Source organism: Phenylobacterium sp., from assembly GCF_036402295.1.
Lineage (GTDB): Bacteria > Pseudomonadota > Alphaproteobacteria > Caulobacterales > Caulobacteraceae > Phenylobacterium.
In genome coordinates this window covers 1-14,630 of the sequence record NZ_DASWTE010000069.1, presented here as the reverse complement: position 1 = coordinate 14,630, position 14,630 = coordinate 1, and the positions used below count along the sequence as shown (strand labels likewise).

Sequence of the window (14,630 nt, the reverse complement as noted above, 5' to 3'; positions counted from 1 at the left end):
GTTGGGGCCGAGCGCGTGGTGCGAACGACGCATGTTCCGCCGCGACGGCGAAGTTTTTCTTTTAGGAACAGCCATCGGAGTGTCTCTACGGCGTGAAAACGAGAGCGGCGGCCAAACTGGGGCCGCCACGTGAGCGCGGGCTTATGCATGAAACCCCGCGCGCGATCAAGCCGCCTGCGCTAGCTTACGCCGTCAAGCGATAGCGAGGGGCCGTCATGTCGCAGGAACTCGTCTTCGCGCCGATGGGCGCAATGGCGCTTTTGACCTTTATCGTCCTGGGATTCATCCCGGCAACGCGCTTCCGCGCCGTGTTTGCCGGCAAGGTGACGCCCGACGACTTCAAGCTCGGCGAATCGGCCCGCGTGCCGGGCGACGTGGCGGTGACCAACCGCAACTTCATGAACCTACTCGAGCTGCCGATGCTCTTCTATGTGGCGGGGCTGATGTACTACGTCGCCGGCCGCGTCGATCTGACGGCGCTGGCGCTCGCCTGGACCTATGTCGGCCTGCGCGCCGTCCACTCGGCCATCCACCTCAGCTACAACAAGGTCATCCACCGGCTCTTCGCCTACGCGCTGTCAAACTTCGTGCTGCTGGCCTTCTGGGTGCTGTTCTTCGTCTAGGCCTTCGACAGCCGCTTGGGCGCGACGCAGACCCAAGCCAGCCGGATCACCAGGGCCAGCGTGACCTCGTCGGTCGCGTCCAGCCAGACGTGCGTCCAGCCATGGTGGGCGTACTCCGCGGGCGTGACCGCCCCGGGATAGCCCGCGATCAGGTTCAGCTGGTCCTCGCGCTCCAGCTTCAACAGCGCGACCGGGCGATCCGCTTCGAGGGCCGCAAACATGCCGGCGCCCGACCGGGGTCGCCGCTCCGGCGCACGCAACATGCAGAAGATGCGCTTGTTCACACGGAACGTCGGCTTGCCCCGATGCAGATCCTCATAGGCTTCCGGTAAGCCCAGAGCGAGCCGCCGCACCTCGGCCTCGGTGCTCACTTCAGCAGCCGTTTCGGGGCCACGGTCGCCCAGGCCAGCCGCAGCAGCTGGTCGAAACGATCGCGCGCCAACCGCTCGTAGTAGAGGTAGGTCCAGCCCCTGCGGCCCCAGCTGCCCTCGACCGGCTGGATGGCGTCGCCGTCGGCGAGGTTGTGCTGGTCCTCGGGATCGAGCTTCAGCACCGCCCGCGGCCGGTCCTCATGGATGACGCAGAAGATCTTCTTGTTCACCCGGAACGAGCTGGTCTCGAAATGCGCCGCCTCGTAGGCCTCGGGCATCGCCAGCGCGGCCTTGCGGATGTCCTCGCGGGTCAGCATGCGCCGACCATATCCAAGCCCCGTGCGGTGCGACAACGCCCGCCTAAACCAGCCGGCTCCGTTCCTTCGCCGCGCCGATGAAGCTCTTGAACAGCGGGTGCGGGTCGAAGGGGCGGCTCTTCAGCTCCGGGTGGAACTGCACGCCCACGAACCACGGGTGGTCAGACCGCTCGCACAGCTCGGGCAGCACGCCGTCCGGCGACAGGCCGGTGAACTTCAGGCCCGTCTTCTCGATGGAGTCGCGGTAGGCGATGTTCACCTCGTAGCGGTGGCGGTGGCGCTCGGAGATGCTGGCCGAGCCATAAATCTCCGCGACCCGGCTGCCCGGCGCCAGCACCGCCTCGTAGGCCCCGCAGCGCATGGTGCCGCCGAGTTCGCCGCCCTCGGAGCGTACTTCCTTCTCGTTGCCGCGCACCCACTCCGTCATCAGGCCGACGATCGGCTCGGACGTCGGCCCGAACTCGGTGGACGAGGCCTGCTTGATGCCGGCCAGGTTCCGCGCCGCCTCGATCATCGCCATCTGCATACCGAAGCAGATGCCGAAGTACGGCACCTCGTGCTCGCGCGCGAACTGCACGGATCGGATCATGCCCTCGGAGCCGCGCTCGCCGAACGCGCCCGGCACCAGAACGCCGTGCATCTTGTTCAGCCGCTCGGCGATGACCGCCTCTTCCTTCTCGAAGACCTCGCCTTCGATCCAGTCGAACTTGACCCGCACATTGTTGGCGACGCCGCCGTGCACCAAGGCCTCGATCAGCGATTTGTAGGCGTCGGTCAGCGCCGTGTACTTGCCGACGATGGCGATGTTCACCTCGCCGTCAGGGTGGCTCAGGCGATGGGAGATGTCCTCCCAGCGAGACAGGTCGGGCGCCGGGGCATCGCGCATTCCGAACACGTCCAGCACCTCGGTGTCCAGGCCTTGTGCGTGGTAGTCCAGCGGCACGGCGTAGATGTTCTCGCTGTCCATCGCCTGGATCACGGCGCTGGGGCGCACGTTGCAGAACAGCGCCAGCTTCTTCCGTTCCCCTTCGGGGATTTCCATCTCGCAGCGGCACAGCAGGATGTCGGGCTGGATGCCGATCGAGCGCAGCTCCTTCACCGAGTGCTGCGTCGGTTTCGTCTTCATCTCGCCGGCGGTCTTGATGTACGGCAGCAAGGTCAGGTGGATGAAGCAGGCGTGGCCGCGCGGCAGCTCCTGGCCCAACTGGCGGATGGCCTCGAAGAACGGCAGGCCCTCGATGTCGCCGACCGTGCCACCCACCTCGACGAGGACGAAGTCCACGCCTTCGCCAGGGTCGCTCAGCACGAAGTCTTTGATCTCGCCGGTGACGTGGGGGATCACCTGTACGGTGGCCCCCAGGTAATCGCCGCGGCGCTCCTTCTCGATGATCTTCTTGTAGATCTGGCCGGTGGTGATGTTGTCGGCGCGCGTCGCATTGACGCCCGTGAACCGCTCGTAGTGCCCGAGGTCCAGGTCGGTCTCGGCGCCGTCGTCGGTGACGAACACCTCGCCGTGCTGGGTGGGGCTCATCGTCCCCGGGTCTACGTTCAGATAGGGGTCGAGCTTACGGAGGCGGACCTTGTAGCCCCGCGCCTGCAAAAGGGCGCCGAGCGCTGCGGACGCGAGACCTTTACCCAGGGAGGAGACCACGCCGCCGGTGATGAAGATGTACCGGGCCATGAGCGTTCAGATTAGCGGTGATTCGGTCACGTTTCCCCGAGCGATTCGTCGCTATCCCCAGCCTTACTTCTTCGCCGGTTGGGCGGGCGTCGGGGCCGGAGCAGCTGGCGCGGGTTCGGCCGCCGGCAGCGAGCCGAACGGGCTGTTGATAGTGGGCGCGGGAGCCTGCAGCGGCGCCGGCGCGCCGCCCGCGGGACCGGGCTGGGCCGTGCCCGCCGGCGGCTGCGGGACCTGGCGGTTCAGCTCGGCCGGATTGATGGCGTTGACCTTCAGGCGATCGACAACCGAGGCCGAGCCGCGCTCGCGGCCCGCGACGATCGTCAGGAGCAGGCCGAGCACGAAGAAGATGGTGCCGAGAATCCAGGTGGTGCGGGTGAGCAGATCGCCGGCGCCGCGCACCGACATCAGCGAGCCCGTGCCGCCGCTGACCAGGCCGCCGCCCTCGGAGCGCTGCAGCAGCACCACGATCACGAGGAACAGGGCGACGATGACCTCGATCACCAGCAGCAGGTTCAGCAGCATTCTTCGGTCTTTCCGTGCGCCAGGGTGGGTTTCGCGCGCCACACCCGGCGGAAATGAAGCGCGCGCTCTATCACCGAGCCCGCCGCAACGCCATAGCTAGTGCGTCGCACCCGGGGCGCAATGGGTGCGAGGGCTGGGTGCATGTTCGACTTCCAACGGCTTCCGATCCTGGAGACCGAGCGGCTGCGGCTGGAGCCGCTGGCCCCCCCGGACGCCGACCATCTTTTCGCGATCATGGGCGATCCCGAGGTGATGGCCTTCTGGGATGTTCCGGAGGTCGACGATCCCGACCTCGTCGCTCAGATCGTCCAGAGCCAGGTGGACGCCATGGCCGGCGGCAAGGCGCTCCACTGGGCGATGCGGACGCTCGACACCGGTGCGTTCCTGGGCGCGTGCGACCTCTCCGAGATCGACGGCTGGCACCGCCGCGCCGAAGTGGGCTTCATGCTGGGCCGCGACGCCTGGGGCCAGGGCTATGCGCTGGAAGCCATGCGCACGGTGGTGGCCTTCGCCGCCGCCAACGGCCTGCGCAAGCTCACGGCACGCACCCACCTGGGCAACCGCCGCTCGGAGCGGCTGCTCCAGAAGCTGGGCTTCACCGAGGAAGGCCTGTTGCGCGGCCACATCCTGAAGGATGGCGAGCGGCGCGACTGCCGCGTCTTCGGCCTTCTGCTCTGACCCGCCCGCGCCTATCTCAGGCGACATGAGCAATCCCATCGCCATCCACGGCTTCGACCACATCGTCCTGCGCGTGCAGGACAAGGCGCGCATGCTGGCCTTCTACTGCCACGTGCTGGGCCTCTCGGTCGACAAGGAGCAACCGCACGTGGGCCTCACCCACATCCGCGCCGGCCCGCAGATGATCGACCTCATCACGCTGGACGGTCCTCTCGGGAAGCTTGGCGGCGCGGCGCCGGGCGTGGAGGGCCGCAACCTCGACCACTTCGCCCTGCAGGTCCGCCCGTTCGACGAGGCCGCCATCCGCGCCCACCTGGCCGCCCACGGCGTCGAGATCGTCGACGAAGGCCAGCGCTACGGCGCCGACGGCGACGGCCTGTCCTTCTATATCCGCGACCCCGAAGGCAACACCGTCGAGCTCAAGGGGCCGAGCGCCTAGAGCGCTCGGATGATCCCCAGGAAGTCCGCAGCCTTCAACGAGGCGCCGCCCACGAGCGCTCCGCCCACTTCGTCGGCATGCAGGATCTCGGCCGCGTTGGCCGGCTTCACCGAGCCGCCGTAAAGTATCGGCACGGACTTGCCGGCCTCGCCGAACTTCTCGACCAGCGTCGCGCGGATCGCGCGGTGGACCTCCTCGATCTCGGGCGTAGTGGGCGTCAGCCCTGTGCCGATCGCCCACACCGGTTCGTAGGCCACGGAGAAGGTGGTCCCGGCCAGTTCGGCGGGCAGCGAGCCCCTCACCTGCCCGGTCACGACCTCCAGCGCCCTACCCGCCTTGCGCTCGTCGATGGTCTCGCCGACGCAGACAATGGGCTCGAGCCCGGCCCTGAGCGCCGCCTTCACCTTCGCGGCCACCAGCGCGTCGGTCTCGCGATATCCGGCCCGGCGCTCGGAGTGGCCCAGGATCACCAGCTTCGCGCCGGCGTCGGCCAGTTGCTCGGCCGCCACGTCACCGGTGAAGGCGCCTGAAGCCTCGGCATGGCCGTCCTGACCGCCGACCAGCACGGTTGTCCCCGCCAGGGCCTCGCTCATCCGATGGATCAGGGTCGCGGGCGGGCAGATCGCGACCCGCGCTGCAGAGCCTGCCACGCCGGCCGCCACGGCCCGAGCCTCATCCAGAGAGGCGGCGAGGCCGTTCATCTTCCAGTTCCCGGCGATCAGCGGCTGCGGCGCGGTCATCCCAATCCCTTGCTCTTGTCCAGAGAGCGCGCGGTTAAGCCATGCCGCGCCCGCTGTCACGCGCTTGCCCGACGGAACCGCCCTCCACTATACCGGCCCGCTAGCCCGCCATGCTCGATTGCGGGGAAAGGACCCGAATGCTCGCCGCCATCCGCAACTTCGCCAAGTCCTGGCCCGCCAGGATCCTGCTCGGCATCCTGGCGATCAGCTTCGTGGGCTGGGGCGTGAACCAGGGCGGGCCCTCGCTCGTCGCCGGCGACTACGTGATCAAGGCGGGCTCGCGCACGATCAGCCCGCTCGAGTTCCGGCGGGAGTTCGACAACTACAAGAAGCGCATCGAGCAGGAGACGGGCCAGACCGTCACCAACGAGCTCGCCGAGCAGAATAACCTCGATACGACCGTCCTGAACGGCGTGGCCACCCGCGAGGCCTTCTCCGAGGTCCTGGCCAAGATGGGCATCCGTCCCGGCGACAAGCTGGTGCTGGACCAGATCCAGGAGGTGCAGGCCTTCTTCGACCCGATCACCGGCAAGTTCGACAAGAAGACCTTCCAGCAGCGCCTGGCCGAAAACAACATGACGCCTGAGATGTTCGACGCCGTCCTGCGCGACCAGATGGCGACACAGCACTGGGCGGTGGCGCTCCAGAACGGCCTGGCCGCCCCGCGCTCGTACGGCGCGCTGGCGGCGATCTACGCGCTCGAGTCCCGCGACCTGGCCTATGTAACGCTCGCGCCGAACAGCGTGCCGCAGCCCGCCGCGCCGACCGATGCGCAGCTGCAGGCCGTGATCAACGAGAACAAGGCCCGCCTGACGGTGCCGGAGATGCGCGTACTGACGGTGGCCCTGTTCACACCGGCAAGCGTGCAGGGCGCCGACGCCCCGATCGACCCGGCTGAGCTGCAGAAGCGCTACCAGTTCCGCAAGGACACGCTCTCGACGCCCGAGACCCGCACCGTCGTGCAGATTCCGGTCAAGGACCAGGCCGCCGCCCAGCAGGTCATCGCGCGCCTGGGTCGCGGCGAGGCTCCGGCCGTCGTGGCGAAGTCGGTGGGCGTCGACGCCGTCGTGTTCGAGAACAAGCCGCTCACCGCCATCGCCGACCGCAAGATCGGCCAGGCCGCGTTCCGCATGCCGCAGGGCCAGGCCGCCGCCGTCCAGGGCGACCTGGGCCTGGCCGTGGTGCAGGTCAACGCCATCAACGCCGGACGCGACGTCTCGCTCGAAGAGGCCCGTCCGATGCTCGAGGCCGAGATCCGCAAGGACCTGGTGGCCGAGAAGGTTTACGCCCAGACCCAGACCTTCGAGGACGCCCATCAGGGCGGCGCCAGCCTCGCCGACGCGGCCAAGAAGGCCGGCGTACCGCTCACCAGCCTGGGGCCGATCACCGCCCAGGGGCAGGACCTGCAGGGTCGCCAGCTCCAGGGCCTGCCGCCCAAGATTCTCGAGACCGCGTTCGCCCAGGCGTCCGGCGCCGAGAGCGACATCACCGACCTGGGCGACGGGGCCTACTTCGCGGTGAAGGTCGACCGGGTCATCCCGTCCCGCGTGCGGACGCTCGACGAGGTCCGTCCGCAGGCCGTCCAGTTCTGGATGCAGCGCGAGATCGTCCGCGCCCTCGAAGCCAAGGCCGCCGGCCTGACCGAGCGCGTCCGCAAGGGCGAAACCTTCGACGCCGTCGCCGCCTCGGCGGGCCTGGCCATCAGCCGCGTGGCCGGCCTGACCCGCCAGACCGCCGGCGCCCATCAGGCGCTCGGCCGCGAAGTGCTGGGCCGCGCGCTGTCGGCGCGTCCGGGCGAAGTCTGGACCGCAGGCGCCCCCGGCGGCATCGTCATCGGCCGCGTGGACAACGTGCGCATGGCGGGCGGTCCGACCGCCGGCCGCCTCGCCGAGATGAGCCGCGGCGAACTCACCCAGGTGCTGTACCGCGAGATGGGCGAGAGCGCTCAGGCCTACGCGCGCACCAAGCTGAAGACCAAGGTCAATCAGGCCCGCGCCCGCGAGGCCCTGGGCTTCGAGCCCCTCGCCGAGAAGGGCAAGGCCGGCCTCGTGGAGAAGAAGAAGTGACGCCGGAGCCGCCGTTCGAGGCCTTTCGATCGACCTACGACGGCGGCGCCCCCCAGGTCGTCTGGACGCGCCTCGTCGACGATCTCGAGACCCCGGTCTCGGCGTTCCTGAAGATCGGCCACGGCAAGCCGTACGCCTTCCTCTTCGAGTCGGTGGAGGGCGGCGCCTTCCGCGCGCGCTACTCGATCATCACGCTCCACCCGGACCTCGTCTGGCGCTGCCGCGGCGACCAGGCCGAGATCGCCACGGGCGATGACATCCACGCGGGCCGCTTCACCGCCCAGAACGGCGGCGCGCTGGACAGCCTGCGCGACCTGCTGGCCGCCTCGCGCATCGAGTTGCCGACGGGCCTGCCGCCCATGGCCGCCGGCGTCTTCGGCGCCCTGGGCTACGACACCATCCGGCTGGTCGAGAAGCTGCCCGACATCAACCCCGACCCGCTGGGCCTGCCTGACGGCGTACTGGCGCGACCGTCGATCGTCGCGATCTTCGACGCCATCGCCCAGGAGATCCTGCTGGTCACGCCCGTTCGCCCGGATGGCTCGTCGGCGCAGGACGCCTACAGCGCCGCCCAGGCACGGCTGGACGCGGTGGCCGCCGATTTCCGCAAACCTGCGCCACCGCTGAGGGGCGACGCGAAGCCCGAACCCGATCGGTTCACCACCCCGGTCAGCCGCGAGGCCTATCGGGAGATCGTGGAGAAGGCCAAGGGTTACATCCGCGCCGGCGACATCTTCCAGGTGGTGCCCAGCCACCGCTTGCGCGCGCCCTTCGAGCGCGACCCGTTCGCCCTCTATCGCTCCCTGCGGCGGACCAACCCCTCGCCGTTCCTGTTCTTCCTCGACTTCGGCGACTTCCATCTGGCCGGCTCAAGCCCGGAGATCCTCGTCCGCCTGCGCGACGGCAAGATCACCATCCGCCCGCTCGCCGGCACCCGCCCCCGCGGCGCCACGCCTGAGGAGGACCGCCGCCTCGAGGAAGAGCTGATCGCCGACCCCAAGGAGCGGGCCGAGCACCTCATGCTGCTCGACCTCGGCCGCAACGATGTGGGTCGCGTCGCCATGCTGAAGCAGGCCGGCGCCAATGAACCCCCGCAGGCCACCCGCGCGCCCCGCGTGCGCGTCACCGCGAGCTTCTTCGTCGAGCGCTACAGCCACGTGATGCACCTGGTCTCCAACGTCGAGGGCGACGCGCCGGACGGCCTGGATCCCGTGGACGTGGTGATGGCGGCCCTGCCCGCCGGCACGCTCTCGGGCGCGCCCAAGGTGCGGGCCATGGAGATCATCGACGAGCTCGAGATCGAGAAGCGCGGGATCGGGTATGCCGGCGCCGTCGGCTACTTCGGCTCGGACGGCTCGGTCGACACCTGCATCGTGCTCCGCACCGCCCTCTTCAAGGACAACGTCATGTACGTCCAGGCCGGCGGCGGCGTCGTGGCCGACTCCGACCCCGACGCCGAATACGACGAGACCCTGCACAAGGCCCGAGCCCTCCGCCGCGCCGCCGAGGAAAGCTGGCGGTTCGTCTAGGGCAGCTCCCGCACCCAGATGTTCCGGAAGCTGATCGGCGGGCTGGGGTCGCCGTGGGCCTGCAGCTTGATCGGCGAGGCCCCGTGCGCCGTGTACTTCGGCTTGCCGATGTAGACGGTCTCGCCGGCCAGCACGAAGTTGTTCTGCACCACCACGCCGTTGTGGATCGCAGTGACCCGCGCCGGCGAGGTCACCTTGCCGGCCGCGTCGAACACCGGCGCCGTCCAGATGACGTCGTAGGTCTGCCACTCGCCCGGCTTGCGCATGGCGTTCGCGAGCGGCGGGTTCTGCTTGTAGATGCTGGCCGCCTGACCGTTCACGTAGGTCTCGTTCTGGTAGCTATCCAGGATCTGGATCTCGTAGCCGCTGTCGCCGTTGCCCGTGGCGGCCAGGAACACGCCGCTGTTGCCCCGCGCCTGCCCCGAGCCTGTAGTTCCGGCCGGCACACGCCACTCCAGGTGCAGCTGGTAGTTCCGGAACGTCCGCTTCGTCTCGATGTTGCCGCCGAGCTTGTTCACGGTGATCACGCCGTCGGCCACGGTCCATTTCGCCGGGCCCTTGTCGCGAGTGGCCACCCATTGGTCGAGGTTCTTGCCGTCGAACAGCACGATGGCGTCCGAGGGCGCCGCCGCGTCGGTTGCGCCCGGAGTCACCACGGCCGGCTTGGGATCCCACTGCTCGGTGTCCTTCGGGTTTCCGATCTCCTGGGCGCAAGCGCCGCCGACCAGGAGCAGCGCCGCCGCGCCGGCGGCCAGTCCGTACCGGCTCATAGCTCCCATCCCGCGCGGTACTTCCGCGTCAGATAGGCGTTGGCCGAATCCACGTTGGTGACCCGGCCAGCCGCGGCGTCCCAATGGATCGGCTGCTCGGCCTTCAGGGCCACGACCCCCAGCATCATCGCCTCGTTCAAGGGCACGGCGTAATCGAACGGGCACGACACCGGCTCCTCGCCGCGGATCGCGCGGATCCAGTTCATCTCGTGGCCCTGGATGCCGCCCTGGATGCGCGGCAGGCTCTGCGGGACCTTGGCGGCCGCCTCCTGCACGCCGCGGCCGATCAGCACCGGCTTCTCGCCATAGGTCTCGTGCACGAGCATCCCCTTGCTCCCCACGAACAGCACGCCGCCCTCCGGATTGACCTTCAGGTCCTTGGGGAACAGGTCCGGCGTCTCGGGCATCAGCCCGCCGTCGTACCAGGTGAGCTGCAGCGGCCTGCCCTTCGCGTTGCCAAACTCGTAGTGGGTGACGCTGGCCAGCGGGAAGCCCGACAGCTGTTCCGGCTGCTTGCTCTCCCACAGGCTCGCGTGGCCCGGCCAGCGCGTGTGGCGCGTCTCGACCTTGGTCGGCGGCCCGGGGTTCAGCGCCCAGATCGGGAAGTCCAGCAGGTGGGCCCCCATGTCGCCCAGCGCGCCGCATCCGAACGGCACCCAGCCCCGCCAGTTGAAGTGCGCATAGTCGGGGTGATAGCCCCAGTCGACGTCGGCCGGTCCCTTCCATGCGTCCCAGTCCAGGCTGGACGGCACAGGCTGCGCCTCGGGGCGGTTCACGCCCTGCGGCCAGACCGGCCGGTTGGTCCAGACGTGCACCTCGCGCACCTGTCCGATCACGCCGGCGCGGATCAGCTCGACCACCCGGCGGCCGTCGTCGCCCGAGTGCCCCTGCGAACCCATCTGGGTGACCAGCTTGGGGTCCTTCTTCGCCAGCTCGCCGAGCTTGCGGCCTTCCTCGATCGTGTAGGTGAGCGGCTTCTGGACGTAGACATGGATGCCGCGCTCCATGGCCATCCGCGCGGCCAGCGCGTGGTGATGGTCTGGCGTGGCGATGACGACGGCGTCGATGTCCTTCCGCGCGTCCAGCATCCGCCGGTAGTCGGTGTGCCGTTCGGCCTTGTCGTAGGCCGCTTTCAGGGTCTCGCGCTCGGGCCGGATCTGGCCGTTCTTCGACAGCGTGCGCAGCACCTGGGCGTAGTCGACGTCGGCGGTGGCCACGATGTTCTGTCCGAGCAGCTTGCCGGCGTTCGAGGCGCCCTGCCCGCCGGCCCCGATGATCGCGACGTTGACCCTGTCACTGGGCGCCAGCTTGCGCGGCTGGGCCAGCACCGGCCCCGCCATCACGCCCGCCGCGGCCCAGGCCGACGCGCCCAGGATCGCCCGGCGCGACAGCGGCCGGCGCTGATCTAAATCGATTACACGCATTTGCAGAACGGCCTCCCTTTGGCCCCATCTGGCCCGGCGTCGCGTCGGCTGGCAAGGCGGGAAGGGCGTTGTCGGCGCTTCGGGAGCGCCTACCGGGGCCAGGTTATTCCGGCGCGCCCTGCGCCGTGTGTTCCGTCTGCACCGGCGGGGCGAGCACCATCACCGTGGCGAACACGACCGACGTGACCGCCAGCGCTGTGGCGGCCAGCAGCGCCGGCCACATCGGATCGCGACGCACGGGGGCCTTGAGCAGCGCCCTGGCGCGCGCCACCTGCTGTGGGTCGAGAGCCGAATCGCGCATCGACATGTCGTCAGCATCCCGCTTGGCGCGCCGCGCGGCAAAGCCTATGGAACCGCCATGATCCTCGTCGTCGATAACTACGACAGCTTCACCTACAACCTCGTCCACTATCTGAACGAGTTGGGGGCGCAGACGGTTGTCCACCGCAATGATGCGATCACCGTCGACGAGGCGCTGGGTCTGCGTCCCGAGGCGGTTCTGCTGAGCCCCGGCCCATGCACCCCCAACGAAGCCGGCATCTGCCTCCAGCTCATCGGCGAGGCGCCGGAATCCCTGCCAATCCTCGGCGTCTGCCTGGGCCACCAGGCGATCGGCCAGGCGTTCGGCGGCGAGGTCGTCCGCGCCCGCGCGCTGATGCACGGGAAAACCAGTCTCATCCATCACACCGACACGGGTGTCTTCAAAGGCTTGAAGAACCCTTTCACGGCGACCCGCTACCATAGCCTTTCGGTCGAAAAGGACGTTCTGCCGCAGGTTCTCGAGGTCACCGCCCGCACCGAGGACGGTGAGATCATGGGCATCCAGCACACGACGCGCCCGATCCACGGGGTGCAGTTCCATCCCGAGAGCATCGCCACCGAGTGCGGCCACGAGCTGCTCGGCAACTTCCTCGACCTCGCCGGCGTGAAGCGCCTCGCGCAGATCTGATCCGCCAGAGCCGCCGCCGATGTCCGCCGCCTTCAAGCCCCTCCTGATGCGCCTCGCCGACGGCGGCACGCTGTCGGAAGACGACGCCGGCGAGTTCTTCGCCGCCTGCCTGCGCGGCGAACCCACGCCGGCCCAGGTGGGCGCGGCCCTGACGGCCATGCGCATGCGCGGCGAGACCATGGGCGAGATCACCGCGTGCGCCCGGGCCATGCGCAGGGCGGCGATCCACATCGACCCGCCCTACCCCACCATCGACGTCTGCGGGACCGGCGGCGATGGCCTGCACACGCTCAACATCTCCACCGCGGTCGGCTTCGTGGCGGCGGGCGGCGGGCTGAAGGTGGCCAAGCACGGCAACCGGGCGCTCTCGTCCAAGTCGGGCGGCGCCGACGTGCTCTCCGAACTGGGCGTGGCGATCGACGCCGGGCCTGAGCGCCAGCTCCGCGCCCTGGACGAGGCCGGCATCTGCTTCCTGTTCGCCCAGTCGCACCACGGCGCCATGCGCCATGTCTCGCCGATCCGCGCCGAGCTGGGCTTCCGGACCATCTTCAACCTGCTGGGGCCGCTCACCAACCCGGCGGGGGCCAAGCGCCAGGTCGTGGGCGTCTTCGCCGAGCGCTGGGTGGCGCCGCTCGCCCAGGTGCTGGGCGCTCTGGGGTCCGAGCGCGCGTGGGTCGTCCACGGTGGCGGGATGGACGAGATGTCCACCACGGGCGAGACCAGCGTGGCCGAGTACCGCGAGGGCCAGGTCCGGCTCTTCACCGTCACGCCCGAGGCCGTGGGCCTGCCGCGCGCGGCCCTGGCCGAGCTCACCGGCGGCACGCCCGCCGAGAACGCCGAGGCGCTCCGCGACCTGCTGAAGGGCAAGCCGGGCCCATATCGCGACATCGTGCTCCTGAACGCCGCCGCGTCGTTCCTGGTGGGCGAGGTCGTGGAGACCCTGCGCGAGGGCGTCGAGCTGGCGGGCCGGGTCATCGATGACGGCCGCGCCCAGGCCGCGCTCGACAAGCTGGTCGAGATCGCCCCGCGCTCGCTGGACGAGCAATGAGCGACATCCTCGAGAAGATCGCCGCCTACAAGCGCGAGGAAGTGGCCGAGCGGAAGGCCGCCCGCGCGACCGTCTCCACCGCCGACGCCTCCCCGCCCCGCGGCTTCCGCGCCGCCCTGGCGCGCGACCACGCGCCGGGGCGCCTAGCCCTCATCGCCGAGATCAAGAAGGCCTCCCCGTCCAAGGGCCTGATCCGCGCCGACTTCAATCCGCCAGCGCTCGCCCGCGCCTACGAAGCCGGCGGCGCGTCGTGCCTGTCGGTGCTCACCGATGCGCCCAGTTTCCAGGGCGCCGACAGTTACCTCACGGCGGCCCGCGACGCGGTTTCGCTGCCGTGCATCCGCAAGGAGTTCCTGGTCGATCCCTGGCAGGTGGCCGAGAGCCGCGCGCTGGGCGCCGACGCCATCCTGGTGATCCTGGCGATGGTCGACGACACCCTCGCCGCTGAGCTGATGTCCGAGGCCGCCCGCCTCGGCATGGACGCCCTGGTCGAGGTCCACGACGAGGCCGAGATGGACCGCGCCGGCCGCTTGGGCGCCGACCTCGTGGGCGTCAACAACCGCGACCTGCGCACCTTCACTGTGGACCTCGCGATCACCGAGCGCCTCGCCGTCGCCGCGCCGCCGGACGCGCTCCTGGTCACCGAGAGCGGCATCTTCACCGCCGCCGACGCCGCCCGGCTGGAGCGTTCCGGGGCCCGCGCCATGCTGGTCGGCGAGAGCCTGATGCGTCAGGCCGACGTCGCCGCGGCGACTCGCGTCCTGCTGGGCTGAGTCGGGGCCCCAACCCACATTTTGTTCAAATCTTTCAAGGACTGCGGGTGTAACTTGACATTAACGCGGAACACCTAGAGAACATCCACAGAAGTTGGCGGTTTGTTCTGCGAGGTCCCGAGATGCTTACCCGCAAGCAACATGAATTGCTCATGTTCATCCACGAGCGGATCAAAGAGTCCGGCGTCTCGCCGTCCTTCGACGAGATGAAGGAAGCCCTGGACCTCGCGTCGAAGTCCGGCATTCACCGGCTGATCACCGCCCTGGAGGAGCGCGGGTTCCTGCGACGCCTGCCCCACAGGGCCCGGGCGCTGGAGGTGGTGAAGCTGCCGCAGCAGGCCACCGCCGCCGCGCCGCCCAAGGGCCGGGCGCCGTTCAAGCCCCAGCTGGTCGAGGCCGGCGCGGCCATGCCGGCCGCCGCCAACGACAGCCGCGACCTGCCGATCCTGGGCCGCATCGCCGCCGGCACTCCGATCGAGGCGATCCAGCAGGAGCGCGACCGCATCCCCGTCCCAGAGACGATCTTGGGCGCCGGCGAGCACTTCGTGCTCGAGATTTCGGGCGACTCGATGATCAACGCGGGCATCCTCGACGGCGACTTCGTGGTCATCCGCCGCACCGACAGCGCCGTCTCGGGCGACATCGTCGTGGCCCTGGTCGACGGGGAAGAAGCGACCCTGAAGCGGTTGCGGAAGAAGGG

18 protein-coding genes are annotated in these 14,630 nt (G+C 69.4%); 9 read left to right on the top strand and 9 right to left on the bottom strand.

From position 1 onward, the window contains the following. Nucleotides 1-75, bottom strand: a 75-nt coding sequence (rpmF, locus tag VGD44_RS26485) for a 50S ribosomal protein L32 (protein ID WP_414694613.1), incomplete at its 3' end; no start/stop codon positions are given. A gap of 140 nt (nucleotides 76-215) precedes the next feature. Between rpmF and VGD44_RS04645 the strand changes: the two genes are divergently transcribed. Next, on the top strand, nucleotides 216-623 hold the full coding sequence (locus VGD44_RS04645) for an MAPEG family protein (protein ID WP_331084363.1): 408 nt from the start codon (nucleotides 216-218) through the stop codon (nucleotides 621-623). Here the strand turns inward: VGD44_RS04645 and VGD44_RS04640 are convergent. From VGD44_RS04640 to secG, 4 genes are all read right to left on the bottom strand, one after another. Further along, the gene (locus VGD44_RS04640) at nucleotides 620-994 is read right to left on the bottom strand and encodes an MmcQ/YjbR family DNA-binding protein (protein WP_331084361.1); all 375 of its coding nucleotides are present in this window, start codon (nucleotides 992-994) and stop codon (nucleotides 620-622) included. The genes VGD44_RS04645 and VGD44_RS04640 overlap by 4 nt on opposite strands. Beyond that, entirely contained in the window at nucleotides 991-1,311 is a 321-nt protein-coding gene (locus VGD44_RS04635) for an MmcQ/YjbR family DNA-binding protein (RefSeq protein ID WP_331084359.1), read from the bottom strand. The genes VGD44_RS04640 and VGD44_RS04635 overlap by 4 nt, the downstream gene beginning before the upstream one ends. A gap of 43 nt (nucleotides 1,312-1,354) precedes the next feature. Further along, nucleotides 1,355-2,992: a CTP synthase gene (locus VGD44_RS04630; protein ID WP_331084357.1), complete on the bottom strand. Its 1,638-nt coding sequence runs from the start codon at nucleotides 2,990-2,992 to the stop codon at nucleotides 1,355-1,357. 63 nt (nucleotides 2,993-3,055) lie between these two features. Then, nucleotides 3,056-3,514, bottom strand: a complete 459-nt coding sequence (gene secG / locus VGD44_RS04625; RefSeq protein WP_331084355.1) for a preprotein translocase subunit SecG — start codon at nucleotides 3,512-3,514, stop codon at nucleotides 3,056-3,058. 141 nt (nucleotides 3,515-3,655) lie between these two features. Here secG and VGD44_RS04620 point away from each other — a divergent pair, with 141 nt between their 5' ends. Together VGD44_RS04620 and VGD44_RS04615 are read left to right on the top strand one after the other, a co-directional pair. Then, nucleotides 3,656-4,192 carry a GNAT family N-acetyltransferase gene (locus tag VGD44_RS04620; protein ID WP_331084353.1) on the top strand — a complete coding sequence of 179 codons (537 nt, stop codon included), beginning with the start codon at nucleotides 3,656-3,658 and terminating at the stop codon, nucleotides 4,190-4,192. Between the two features lie 25 nt (nucleotides 4,193-4,217). Continuing rightward, nucleotides 4,218-4,631 (top strand): VOC family protein, encoded by a 414-nt coding sequence (locus VGD44_RS04615; protein ID WP_331084351.1) that lies wholly within the window; start codon nucleotides 4,218-4,220, stop codon nucleotides 4,629-4,631. Here the strand turns inward: VGD44_RS04615 and tpiA are convergent. Beyond that, on the bottom strand, nucleotides 4,628-5,371 hold the full coding sequence (gene tpiA / locus VGD44_RS04610; protein ID WP_331084349.1) for a triose-phosphate isomerase: 744 nt from the start codon (nucleotides 5,369-5,371) through the stop codon (nucleotides 4,628-4,630). The two genes, VGD44_RS04615 and tpiA, sit on opposite strands and share 4 nt — an antisense overlap. Nucleotides 5,372-5,508: 137 nt before the next feature. On the opposite strand from tpiA, the gene VGD44_RS04605 reads away from it, so the two are divergent. Next, complete coding sequence (locus VGD44_RS04605) at nucleotides 5,509-7,437, top strand: peptidylprolyl isomerase (protein WP_331084347.1); 1,929 nt, start codon at nucleotides 5,509-5,511, stop codon at nucleotides 7,435-7,437. Beyond that, a complete protein-coding gene (trpE, locus tag VGD44_RS04600) occupies nucleotides 7,434-8,966 on the top strand; it encodes an anthranilate synthase component I (RefSeq protein WP_331084345.1) in 1,533 nt (510 codons plus the stop codon). The genes VGD44_RS04605 and trpE overlap by 4 nt, the downstream gene beginning before the upstream one ends. Here the strand turns inward: trpE and VGD44_RS04595 are convergent. The 3 genes from VGD44_RS04595 to VGD44_RS04585 form a co-directional block, all read right to left on the bottom strand. Next, nucleotides 8,963-9,736, bottom strand: coding sequence for a DUF1080 domain-containing protein (locus VGD44_RS04595; RefSeq protein WP_331084343.1), 774 nt, complete (start codon nucleotides 9,734-9,736; stop codon nucleotides 8,963-8,965). The two genes, trpE and VGD44_RS04595, sit on opposite strands and share 4 nt — an antisense overlap. Next, a complete protein-coding gene (locus tag VGD44_RS04590) occupies nucleotides 9,733-11,160 on the bottom strand; it encodes a Gfo/Idh/MocA family oxidoreductase (protein WP_331084342.1) in 1,428 nt (475 codons plus the stop codon). Before VGD44_RS04590 ends, VGD44_RS04595 begins: the two co-directional genes overlap by 4 nt. 103 nt (nucleotides 11,161-11,263) lie before the next feature. Continuing rightward, nucleotides 11,264-11,461 carry a hypothetical protein gene (locus VGD44_RS04585; protein ID WP_331084340.1) on the bottom strand — a complete coding sequence of 66 codons (198 nt, stop codon included), beginning with the start codon at nucleotides 11,459-11,461 and terminating at the stop codon, nucleotides 11,264-11,266. A 57-nt stretch (nucleotides 11,462-11,518) separates the two neighbouring features. Here VGD44_RS04585 and VGD44_RS04580 point away from each other — a divergent pair, with 57 nt between their 5' ends. The 4 genes from VGD44_RS04580 to lexA form a co-directional block, all read left to right on the top strand. After that, a complete protein-coding gene (locus VGD44_RS04580) occupies nucleotides 11,519-12,109 on the top strand; it encodes an aminodeoxychorismate/anthranilate synthase component II (RefSeq protein WP_331084338.1) in 591 nt (196 codons plus the stop codon). 19 nt (nucleotides 12,110-12,128) lie between these two features. Beyond that, the gene (gene trpD / locus VGD44_RS04575; RefSeq protein WP_331084336.1) at nucleotides 12,129-13,157 is read left to right on the top strand and encodes an anthranilate phosphoribosyltransferase; all 1,029 of its coding nucleotides are present in this window, start codon (nucleotides 12,129-12,131) and stop codon (nucleotides 13,155-13,157) included. Further along, complete coding sequence (gene trpC / locus VGD44_RS04570; protein ID WP_331084334.1) at nucleotides 13,154-13,930, top strand: indole-3-glycerol phosphate synthase TrpC; 777 nt, start codon at nucleotides 13,154-13,156, stop codon at nucleotides 13,928-13,930. Before trpD ends, trpC begins: the two co-directional genes overlap by 4 nt. 122 nt (nucleotides 13,931-14,052) lie before the next feature. Beyond that, nucleotides 14,053-14,630, top strand: a 578-nt coding sequence (gene lexA / locus VGD44_RS04565; protein ID WP_331084332.1) for a transcriptional repressor LexA, incomplete at its 3' end; no start/stop codon positions are given.